Below are 10,643 nucleotides of genomic sequence, written 5' to 3' on the forward strand. Positions count from 1 at the left end.
TAAAACTGAAAATGGTGCACAGATATATGCGGTTATTAGATCAGTAACAGATACCTGTATTAAGAATGGTCAAAATATTTTCGCTGCTTTTAAAACTATTGCTGTTTTAAAGGCTGAATAGTTACGAATTGCTTTATGTGGAAGATGAGCGTATAAATAGTCAAACAATGATTGCTTTACTCGTTTTAATTATTGAAAAACAAAAACAAGGAAAAATATACATCATATTAGATAATGCAAGATATTATCATTCAATAATTGTCAAAGATTTCTTAAAAGAACATCCTCGAATTATTCTCAAATTTCTACCACCATATTCACCCAACTTAAATATTATTGAGCGCCTTTGGAAAATTCTAAAGAAAAAAGTGGTCTACAATAAATTCTACCTAAAGTTTAACGAATTTAGAGAAAAGGTAATCGAATTCTTAGAAAGTCACTCTTGGAAAAATGAGGAATTCAAAAATATCCTAACAGATAATTTTCAAATTATTAAACCTAATTTTTCGGGATCCTATTTGTAATGAGTATATATATGAAATAACAAGAATAAAGATGTTGTCAGATTAAAACTAGTACACTTGACTGATAAAGTGGAAAAATCTCAATCCAAATTATCTGCAGCATTCTCAATTCAGTACAAATGCATTGTATACCAATAATAAAACATTTCAATAATAGAAGTACAAATACCTTTTCAAAATCTTTTAATGCTAAAATCAAAGAGTTTAGAGCGTTATTTATGGATATTTGGGATATAAAATTCTTCATATATAGATTCACGAAATTATTTGATTAATGAATTTAATCCACCAAAAAAAATGGTTGATCTCATATTACCTGTCATATAAAGAGTTATTTTTTTTACTTTTCCCCTATATTTTAATTCGATTTTTAAAGAGATATAATAGCTATTGATGCCTAATTCCTTTAATCATTGCGATGAAAATTTATTTATCTTTTGAGTTTTTATTGCTAAAATCATCGATTAAGCCCGTTAAAAAAAGCAATCTCTTCAATTTAGGTAAACACATTAAAATGTTCGATAAATAATATCCATATTTTAGAATTTTGCCTATAATCTCAACAATTAAAGTCACTTAAAAAAATTATTTATTGTTGTTTAATTTGGTATGATAAATAACATGTAAATTATTGAAAATGCTTGTTCTAATTGGATTATTACTGGCTGTTTTTTTTTCTTCTAATTTCCAGTCTCTATTCACTATTTTTTAGAATTTTATTCAAACGAAAGTTGTCTTATAATGCGTAAAAACACCTTTTTACATCGTACTGCAAAATATTGAAAAATAGCTTGGGCAAAGAATCTTTTGGAACTCATTTTAAGGCTTTTTAAACATGTTGGAATTGTATTTAATTCTTTCAAGTAAAAATAAAGTTCTTTATTTTAATCTCCTCCGTTAAAAGCTTAAAGTAACAAACAAGCACTTCTTGTAATAATAATTTAATCTAGCGAATTGAGCTCTTCAAAATATAAATTCCTTAAAAACCAAATTCTTGTTCTTTTTATCATACTGCGTCATTTTTGCTCTTGATCCTTTTTCAGTTTTCAATTAATAATCATACGGAATTTTTTATGTCGTTTTTTAATATATTAAAAATATTTATACTAGTTATATAGGGATTGCTATTTGAAACAATAATATGATTGTAATAAGTTTCTTATTTTAGTTCCATTTTTTTATTTAATTTGATATAATCGACTTGCAGGTCTTAAAGATTTAAGAGAGATTTGTAATCTAATTACATGTGCTATTTTAAATAACCTAAAAATCACAGTTTATAAAAAACTTCTTTACCAATAGAATGTTTTACTTACTCAAAATAACATAATGTCAAATATATTCTTTCCATAAATTATATTATTTTATGCTACTGCGCTCAATTAATAATTTATTAGTTTAATTTTTTTAAAAATTTGAACAACTCTGAATAGAAAAAAATATCTTTAAGCTTAAGAATCCTAAATAATTAATAAAAGTTTTATACCTAAATAATTTTGCTATCTCTATTAGAGTGTTTTAAAGGTTATTTGCATAAATATTAAAATTTATTATTTTCGTCTTACATTACAACTTTTAGCTTTGATCCTTTTTATGCCTTAAATGTGGCTAATAATGCAATAATATATCTTATTTTCGTTAGCTATTTAAGATACTTTGTTCTTTAATTATGAATTGTAATAAATTACTATTCTTATTTTACTTTTTCTCTATTTGTTCAATTAGTGGGCAGGTAGGAGGCGAGGCCGTTTATGAGTTTTTGAATTTATCTACTTCGGCAAGACAAATTGCCTTGGGAGGTGAAGTCTTAACTTTGTTAGATGATGTAAATCAACCTATTTGGAATCCCGCAGTAATAAATCCTGAATTGGATAACAAACTATCTGTTAATTATGCTAGTTTTTTAGCGGGTATTAATATTGGTTCTTTATCGTATGCAAGACAAATTTCTAGAAGATTTGGAACCATTCACGGTAGCATAAAATATTTGAATTATGGAACCTTAATCGGAGCTGATGAAAATGGTATGGAAACAGGAGATTTTACTGCTAGTGATATAGCAGTATCTGTAGGGTACGCTTTTAATTTGCCATGGACAAATGTATATATGGGAACAAATTTAAAGCTTATTACTTCCTCTATTAGCAATTTTACATCTGCAGGAGTAGCGGTTGATTTCGGCGTTTTATATTACAGTCCATATAAACCCTATTCATTTACAATAGTAGGAAGAAATCTCGGAACTCAAATTAAATCGTATAACGGAACTTATGAGAGATTGCCTTCTAAAATTTCTATTGGTGCATCGTATCAGCTAGAATATGTACCTTTAAAATGGTATGCAACATTAGATAATTTACAACAATGGGATGTTTCTGAACCCAATCCTTCAGAGCAAACAACCGATTTAGAGGGGAATGTAACAACAGAAGAAATCGGTTTTGTCGCCAACACTTTAAGACACTTTATAATAGGTGCAGAATTAATGCCAGAAAGTGCTTTTAATTTGAGAGTTGGTTATAATTTTAGAAGAGCGGCAGAATTAAAACTTCAGGATGTACGAACTTTTGGAGGTATTTCTTTTGGTTTCGGATTAAAAATGAACAGATTAAAATTTAATTATGCCTTCTCAAAATACCATTCAGCAACAAATAACAGTACCTTTAGTTTACAAATCGATTTAGATAGAAGATAAATGAGTAATAAAATTACAATCGCCATAGACGGATTTTCATCCACAGGAAAAAGTACCATTGCTAAATTATTAGCAAAAAAATATAATTATATTTATGTAGATACAGGTGCAATGTATAGAGCCGTTAGCTTGTTTGCAAAACAACATAATTTTGTGGGTAAAGATTTTTTAGATAAAGAACAACTGATTTTAAATCTTAAAGATGTTTCTCTTTCTTTTGTTTTTAATAAAGAGCTAGGTTTTGCAGAAATGTATTTGAACGGCGAGAACGTAGAAAAAGAAATAAGAACGTTAGAAGTTTCTCAATTGGTTAGTAAAGTTGCCACTATTTCTGAAATAAGAAGAAAACTGGTTGGCGAACAACAACAAATGGGCAATAACGGCGGAATCGTAATGGACGGCAGAGATATAGGAACGGTCGTTTTTCCGAATGCAGATTTAAAACTTTTTATGACCGCATCCGCAGATAAAAGAGCCACAAGACGTTATAAAGAATTGCTTGACAGAGGTGATAAAGTAAATTTTTCGGAAATACTTTTTAACGTTCAAGAACGAGACAGAATTGATTCTACAAGAGAAGATTCACCTTTATTAAAGGCAGATGACGCTATTGAACTTGATAATTCTGATATGGGAATTAAAGAACAATTTGAGCGTATTTGCACTCTTGTAGATAGAAAGCTTTCGTAAAACTTTATGAAATAGTTTAATTGTTATTGAAGTGCTTCCATTTTATTGCTTTTTTAAATAAACGTCTTTAAGAATAAGAAATAAATGAAGTAATCTTTTAAAATTATAAGACTACTTCGAAAACTTATAGAGATATTTTCTATGTTATAAAAAACGAAATTAAAAAAAGTAAGTAGCCACTAAAAATTAATTTTTAAGGAATGTTTAAATATTTATGTGTTTGTAAAGAAATTTTCCATTTCGGATTTTTCATTACATAGCGCACAATTTGTGGGGTCATTTTTTCTTTTTTACTCCATTCTGGCTGCAGGTACAACTGGCATTTTTCACCTACTTTAGCAGCTTGTTCTTCGGCAAAATCAAAATCAGAATTGTTGTGAATGATCATCTTTAATTCATCTGCTTCAGGATAACACTCCGCTAAAGGCAATTTTGTTTTTTTAGGCGATAAGCAAAACCAATTCCATTTTCCAGAAAAAGAATAGGCACCAGAAGTTTCTATATGGGTTTTTATGTTATTTTTTTGAAGTGACTCCGTTATGTAATCCATAGACCACATCAAAGGTTCACCACCCGTAATAACGACAGTATCAGCAGCCTTTATAACGTTTTCTACAATAGTGTCTGCTAAAGTTGGTGGGTGCAAATCTGCGTTCCAACTTTCTTTAACATCGCACCAATGGCAACCTACATCGCAACCACCAACTCGAATAAAATAAGCCGCAGTTCCTGTATGGCAACCTTCGCCTTGAATTGTATAAAATTCTTCCATTAAGGGAAGCATCATTCCTTTGTCAACTAAATCTTGTGTCTTTTTATCCATCTACATTAAAATCAACCTTAAAAAAGGATTTTTAAAAATGCAAAGGTAGTTTTTTGAACAGCAACAATAAAAAGAATTAGAGATTAAAAAATTTGGGTTTCCGTTGTTTGAAATCAGTAAAAATTAATAAAAAAAATTAATTTTTAACAGCCACAACTTCAATTTCAATTTTTGCATTTCCCACTAAATTTGCTCCAAAAGTTGTTCTTGCAGGTAAAGTATCACTAAAAAAAGAACGATAGATAGTATTCATTTTACCAAAGTCATTAATATCAGACAAAATTACGGTGCATTTTACAACGTCTTTTAAATTTAAATTATGATATTTTAAAACAGCTTCTATATTTTTAATGGTTTGCCTTGTTTCTGCCTCAATGCCGCCTTCAACAATTTTTCCTGTTGTATGATCTTTTCCAATTTGCCCTGTTAAAAAATATAAATTATCAACTTGAACAGCATCAGAAAAAGGAGCATTTTGTCTGCTTTTTTCGTGAGATTTATGGTACTTTATAATAATATTTCCATTGTTTTTACAGCATACATTTACTAAAAATAAAAAAATAATAAAAATTTTTAAAGGTAGTTTCATAAGGTTTTGATTTTCAAGGGTTTTGTATTCGTTCTCAAAAGTAAATAATTTAGTCTTAAGTATTTAAAAATCAAGTATTATTTGTACATTTGCACTCCTTTTTACGGTAACAGATTTAGAAAGGGAACAGTAAATAAAAATTTATAAAAACATCTCTTGTTGTTTTAATCGTTAAAAATCTGAATGACAATAAGATACAAAAATTATTTTCAGAAATGTCTGAAGAAACAAAAAACACTGAAGAGCAAGTAGTTGCTGCGGAAGTACAAGAAACAGCAACACCAGCTGTAGAAGTAAAGCAAGATCCAAAAGAATTTTTAGCTGAATTTAACTGGCACAAGTACGAACAAGGTATTGAAGCTGTTGATGAAGAAAAATTAAAAGCATTCGAAAGTGCTTTAGTAGGAACTGTAGGTTTCGTAAACGAACGTGACGTAATTGAAGGAACTGTTATCAGAATTACAGATAGAGATGCAATCATCGATATCAATTCTAAATCTGAAGGCGTTATTTCTTTAAATGAATTTCGTTACAACCAAGGTTTAAAAGAAGGTGATACAGTAGAAGTTTTAGTTGACAAAAGAGAAGATTCTTCTGGTCAATTAGTGTTATCTCACAAAAAAGCAAGAGTCATCAAAGCATGGGAACGTGTGAACAATGCTCATGAAACTGGTGAAGTAGTAAACGGTTTCGTTAAATGTAGAACTAGAGGTGGTATGATTGTAGATGTTTTCGGTATCGAAGCATTCTTACCAGGATCTCAAATTGACGTGAAGCCAATTAGAGATTACGATCAATATGTAGAGAAAACAATGGAATTCAAAGTTGTGAAAATCAATCACGAATTTAAAAATGTTGTTGTATCTCACAAAGCGCTTATTGAAGCGGATATTGAATTACAGAAAAAAGAAATTATTGGTCAATTAGAAAAAGGACAAGTATTAGAAGGTATTGTTAAAAATATTACTTCTTATGGTGTCTTTGTTGATTTAGGTGGTGTTGATGGATTGGTACATATTACCGATTTATCTTGGTCAAGAATCAATCATCCTAATGAGGTTGTAGAATTAGATCAAAAATTAAATGTTGTAATTTTAGACTTTGATGATAACAAATCTAGAATACAGTTAGGTTTAAAACAATTAACTGCACATCCTTGGGAAGCTTTAAATGATACTTTAAAAGTTGGTGATAAAGTAACCGGAGAAGTTGTTGTAATTGCTGATTATGGCGCATTTGTTGAAGTAGAGCAAGGAGTTGAAGGGTTAATTCACGTTAGTGAAATGTCTTGGTCAACACACTTACGTTCTGCACAAGATTTCGTAAAAGTTGGTGATAAAGTTGAAGCTCAAATTTTAACTTTAGATAGAGAAGACCGTAAAATGTCTTTAGGTATTAAACAATTACATCCAGATCCTTGGACAGATATTACCACGAAGTTCCCAGTTGCTTCAACGCATACAGGAACTGTAAGAAATTACACAAACTTTGGTGTATTTGTTGAGTTAGAAGAAGGAATTGATGGTTTAGTGTATATCTCTGATCTATCTTGGACTAAGAAAATTAAGCATCCATCAGATTTTGTAACTGTTGGGCAACAATTAGAAGTTCAGGTTTTAGAATTAGATGTAGAAAATAGAAAATTAAATTTAGGTCATAAGCAAACACAAGATAACCCTTGGGATGCGCATGAAGCTACCTATGCAATTGGTTCTATTCATGAAGGTCTTGTAAAAGAAAAGAATGATAAAGGTGCAGTTGTAACTTTTTCTGATGGTGTAGAAGGATTTGCTCCAAGCAGATTTTTAGAAAAAGAAGATGGTACTAAATTAGGAAAAGGAGAAACTTTAAAGTTCATCGTTTTAGAATTTTCTAAAGAATACAGAAGAGTAGTTGTATCTCATACCTCTATCTTTAAAGAGCAAGAAAGAAAGAATATCAAAGCTTCTGCAAAGAAATCTGTAGACGCTGAAAAAACCACTTTAGGTGATATTGGAGGTCTTGCAGCATTAAAAGAGAAAATGGAAGCGAATAGTAAGAAGAAGTAATTCTTTTTATGCTGAACTAGTTTCAGTAGCTAGTAAGCTGATATTTATATTATTTAAAAGCCGATACAATAATTTGTATCGGCTTTTTTTGCTTTATACTTTATCCACAAGCTAAAGCATGTGGCGATTGATAAGTTCGTAAACGCTATAAAAATGAAATATCTTCTGCAAGGTTTTCAGAACTTTGTAGGTATTTTGTGTTAACAATAAGTTTCTATTCAAAAGAAACACACCATAATAATAGCGCTTTTTTCTATGTGTTTAATAGGATGTTTTTTTTGGGCGTTCCCAAGCAAAAAAGCTTGGTCGGGCTTTACATTCCAATCTTTTTTTATTCCGTAAAAACGGAAATAAAAAAAGGATTTCCATTGCAATCCCTAACGCAGCATCTCATAAAGATGTTGAAAATCATTCTTGTAAGATAAAAAAGATTAAATTGCTGCGCTTTTAGAGCCAACTTGCTTGCCAACAGGTAGGAATCAAGACTTGATCCTAAATATCAGACAAATAAATATCACTTGAAATTTAATGGCCTACTTTATCTTCATGCAGTTCTTTTCAAAAAAGCAAGATGTCAGTTAAAAAATTCGCAGAATCCTTTATTTTAGCAGGGTTTAATGAATGAAAAATACTTTTAATCAAACAATAATGTTTAAAAATAATAAAAGACAATACGTAATTTTAAAATTTACTATAGGCATATTATTTTAACGGCTATAAAATTATGTTCTAACTTTATAGTACATAACATTAGTTGGTGTATGTTTTAATAGTTTTTTTAATCGATAGAATTCCCCGACGCTCTGCGTCGGTGGTCAAGAGGAAAGTTTGAAAATCTCGGTTTTTATCAAACTAAAAATAAGGTTTTTTCCGCTTAATACCTCGCCGGTTATGCCTTTAGGTTGTTTATTTATAGTGTCTTATGTCTATAGTGCTTCCTGAAAATATTTTGAGTTGTCATCGTTTATTGCGTCTCTATGATACTGAATTTGTAGCATATTTAAAACAAAAAAAGCCGATACAATATGTGTCGGCTTTCTTTATTTTAAATTTTTATGTCAAATTAATTTCCTTTTGCAGGTGTAGGAAACGGAGGTGGAGTAATCTCTTTTTTAGCAGTTAATTGCTTCATAAGTTCTTGAACGGCTCTTTGTAATTGAGCATCTTGCCCTAAAAACAAAGATTTAGCATCTTGCCGAACTTTAATGTCTGGAGCAACACCTCTGTTTTCTGCAATCCATTCGTTTTTTATAGGATCAAAAACAGCATTATCTGGTGTGGTTAATGAGCCACCGTCTATCAATCTATAATGTGTAGAAGATTTTACCAAGCCACCCCAAGTAGTCATTCCAATTAATTTACCAGCGTTTTGCTGTCTAAAAACCCACGGAAAGAAATCTCCACCAGAGCCGGCCATTTCATTAATCAATAATACTTTTGGGTCTAAAATTCCGGCAGGCAATCTCATTGGTTTTCCACTCGGAACTTCGTTTGTTAAGCTAGCACGTAAATTTCTTGTCATTAAATCTACCATATAGTCATCTAACAAACCACCATCATTAAAACGTTCATTTATCACAGCACCTTCTTTATCTTGTTGCGCAAAATAATACCGATTAAAAGATATATAACCAGGTCCGCCAGTATTGGGAACCCAAACATACCCTAATCGACCGTTAGAAAGTGTATCAACCAATCTTCTATTATCTTCTACCCAAGTTCTTTGGCGCAAACCATTTTCACTTCCAATTGGTAAAACAGTTTCTTTCCATGAACCTTTAAAGTCTGCTTTGCTATTAATGTGCAAAATTGTTTGCTTTTGGCTTGTTCGTCTAAATATTCATAAATATTATCATCCGCAGAAATTTCTTTTCCGTTAATTCCAACAATATAATAGCCTTCTTCAATTTTTAAACCCGGCGCATCTAATGGGCCAGATAATCCTGGATTCCAGCTTTCAGTGGTATAGATTCTATTTATTTTCCATCGATTTTTATCAATAACAAGGTCTGCACCTAACAGACCAACTTGTGATCTTTCTATATCCGGAAAATCGCCACCACGAACAAAACTATGACCTACAGAAAGTTCGCCATTTACTTGGTCTAAAATATAGGTTAAATCTGCTCTGTGTTTTATAAACGGAACTGATGGCGCATATCTTTTGTAAACAACCTTCCAATCTCTACCGTGCATATTTGGGTCGTAGAAATAATCTTCTTCATATCGATATGCTTCTTCAAACATTTGCTCCCATTCTGCAATACGATCTAGTTTCATTTGAAGTTTTACTTTCAATATTTTTCCGCTTTTACCGCTGTTACCAGTAGTTTCAATTACTTTCCAACGCTCGTTTACACGCGCTAACATATGTTTTCCGTTAGGTGTTATCGTAAATCCGAGAACATTTGTTATAAAATCTTTAGCTTTTTGATCTTTGAGTGTATATTTTTTTAAAGTTGCACCCCTTTTATTAGGTGTGTTTTCTGCGATAAACACCGTTCCTTTAGGACCAGCAAATAAAAACCAATAGTCTCTTTCAGGAATTCCTAAAGCAAATGTTCTTCTAGAAATTCCATCAAAATCGATGGTTATTGCTTTTTCATCCTCTTTTTTCTTGTCTTTTTTAAGCGCATCTTTCTTGTCCTTTTTTGTTAATGAATCTTTTGAGTCATCCTTTTTTATTTCTTCTTCGTCACTTTGTGGTTTAAATGGCGAAGTATCTTTTTTATCCAGATTTACAACATAAGCAGCATAACTTGGGTTTGAAGTCATGGCACTTGTGTTTACCCAACCAGAACCTAAAGCTATGCTTTTACTTGCCAAGAAATAAAGCTGTTATCTGTTTAAATCCCGAACAGGAGAAAAAGAATCGGCAAAAGAATCTGTAGTTGGTGTAGATTTATTTGTAGTTGTAGAATAGATATAAATTTGTCTAAAATTATTACTCAAGTTTCGCACCTCCAAAGAACGTAAGAACATTGAGATTTAGATTTTTTTTTGAGTGACTTTAAGTAAGTTAAACACTTGATCATTACAAGTTTATTGCTTTTGTTCCAAAACTGACTTTTCAAGCTACTATTCGGTTAGTTTTAAGTTAGGATCTGGCTCAAAAATTCTTTTTATCCTGTGAAAATAATCAGAATCAGCTATCATCCTAGTCATCATTTTTCGAGAATCTACCTCGGGAAATAGTTCTTCCACAATGGTAAGAATAGCAATAAGTAATGCGATGAGCCTTTGATGTAATCTTACTTCAAGACATTCTGCCTTA

General features: G+C 30.9%; 9 protein-coding genes. 4 read left to right on the forward strand and 5 right to left on the reverse strand.

Annotated elements, in window-relative coordinates; all coding sequences use genetic code 11:
* Positions 1 to 128 precede the first annotated feature (128 nt).
* The 3 genes from ES044_RS17320 (at position 129) to cmk (ending at position 3,909) form a co-directional block, all read left to right on the forward strand.
* Positions 129 to 524, forward strand: a complete 396-nt coding sequence (locus tag ES044_RS17320) for a transposase (RefSeq protein ID WP_317132310.1) — start codon at positions 129 to 131, stop codon at positions 522 to 524.
* A gap of 1,669 nt (positions 525 to 2,193) precedes the next feature.
* Positions 2,194 to 3,219 (forward strand): type IX secretion system protein PorQ, encoded by a 1,026-nt coding sequence (gene porQ, locus ES044_RS17330; RefSeq protein WP_147120585.1) that lies wholly within the window; start codon positions 2,194 to 2,196, stop codon positions 3,217 to 3,219.
* Positions 3,220 to 3,909 carry a (d)CMP kinase gene (gene cmk, locus ES044_RS17335; protein ID WP_147120586.1) on the forward strand — a complete coding sequence of 230 codons (690 nt, stop codon included), beginning with the start codon at positions 3,220 to 3,222 and terminating at the stop codon, positions 3,907 to 3,909.
* A 193-nt stretch (positions 3,910 to 4,102) separates the two neighbouring features.
* Here cmk and ES044_RS17340 read toward each other — a convergent pair whose 3' ends face one another.
* Both ES044_RS17340 and ES044_RS17345 read right to left on the reverse strand, forming a co-directional pair.
* Positions 4,103 to 4,732: a 7-carboxy-7-deazaguanine synthase QueE gene (locus ES044_RS17340; RefSeq protein WP_147120587.1), complete on the reverse strand. Its 630-nt coding sequence runs from the start codon at positions 4,730 to 4,732 to the stop codon at positions 4,103 to 4,105.
* A 136-nt stretch (positions 4,733 to 4,868) separates the two neighbouring features.
* The gene (locus ES044_RS17345; protein ID WP_147120588.1) at positions 4,869 to 5,321 is read right to left on the reverse strand and encodes a RidA family protein; all 453 of its coding nucleotides are present in this window, start codon (positions 5,319 to 5,321) and stop codon (positions 4,869 to 4,871) included.
* Positions 5,322 to 5,536: 215 nt separating this feature from the next.
* Between ES044_RS17345 and rpsA the strand changes: the two genes are divergently transcribed.
* Positions 5,537 to 7,369 (forward strand): 30S ribosomal protein S1, encoded by a 1,833-nt coding sequence (gene rpsA, locus ES044_RS17350; RefSeq protein ID WP_147120589.1) that lies wholly within the window; start codon positions 5,537 to 5,539, stop codon positions 7,367 to 7,369.
* Between the two features lie 1,063 nt (positions 7,370 to 8,432).
* On the opposite strand, the gene ES044_RS19085 is transcribed toward rpsA, so the two are convergent.
* From ES044_RS19085 to ES044_RS19095, 3 genes are all read right to left on the reverse strand, one after another.
* Positions 8,433 to 9,176: a S41 family peptidase gene (locus ES044_RS19085; protein ID WP_223269273.1), complete on the reverse strand. Its 744-nt coding sequence runs from the start codon at positions 9,174 to 9,176 to the stop codon at positions 8,433 to 8,435.
* Entirely contained in the window at positions 9,080 to 10,195 is a 1,116-nt protein-coding gene (locus tag ES044_RS19090) for a PDZ domain-containing protein (RefSeq protein WP_223269274.1), read from the reverse strand. Before ES044_RS19090 ends, ES044_RS19085 begins: the two co-directional genes overlap by 97 nt.
* Before the next feature lie 252 nt (positions 10,196 to 10,447).
* A partial coding sequence (locus ES044_RS19095) for a hypothetical protein (RefSeq protein WP_223269086.1) occupies positions 10,448 to 10,643 on the reverse strand: 196 nt, incomplete at its 5' end.

This window comes from Polaribacter sp. IC066, assembly GCF_007997085.1.
In the GTDB taxonomy this organism is placed as follows: domain Bacteria; phylum Bacteroidota; class Bacteroidia; order Flavobacteriales; family Flavobacteriaceae; genus Polaribacter.

Bases quoted from the DNA above. Each gene is read 5' to 3' on its own strand.
- porQ (WP_147120585.1), top strand. From the start codon at position 2,194: ATGAATTGTAATAAATTACTATTCTTATTTTACTTTTTCTCTATTTGT.
- cmk (WP_147120586.1), top strand. From the start codon at position 3,220: ATGAGTAATAAAATTACAATCGCCATAGACGGATTTTCATCCACAGGA.
- ES044_RS17340 (WP_147120587.1), bottom strand. From the start codon at position 4,732: ATGGATAAAAAGACACAAGATTTAGTTGACAAAGGAATGATGCTTCCC.
- ES044_RS17345 (WP_147120588.1), bottom strand. From the start codon at position 5,321: ATGAAACTACCTTTAAAAATTTTTATTATTTTTTTATTTTTAGTAAAT.
- rpsA (WP_147120589.1), top strand. From the start codon at position 5,537: ATGTCTGAAGAAACAAAAAACACTGAAGAGCAAGTAGTTGCTGCGGAA.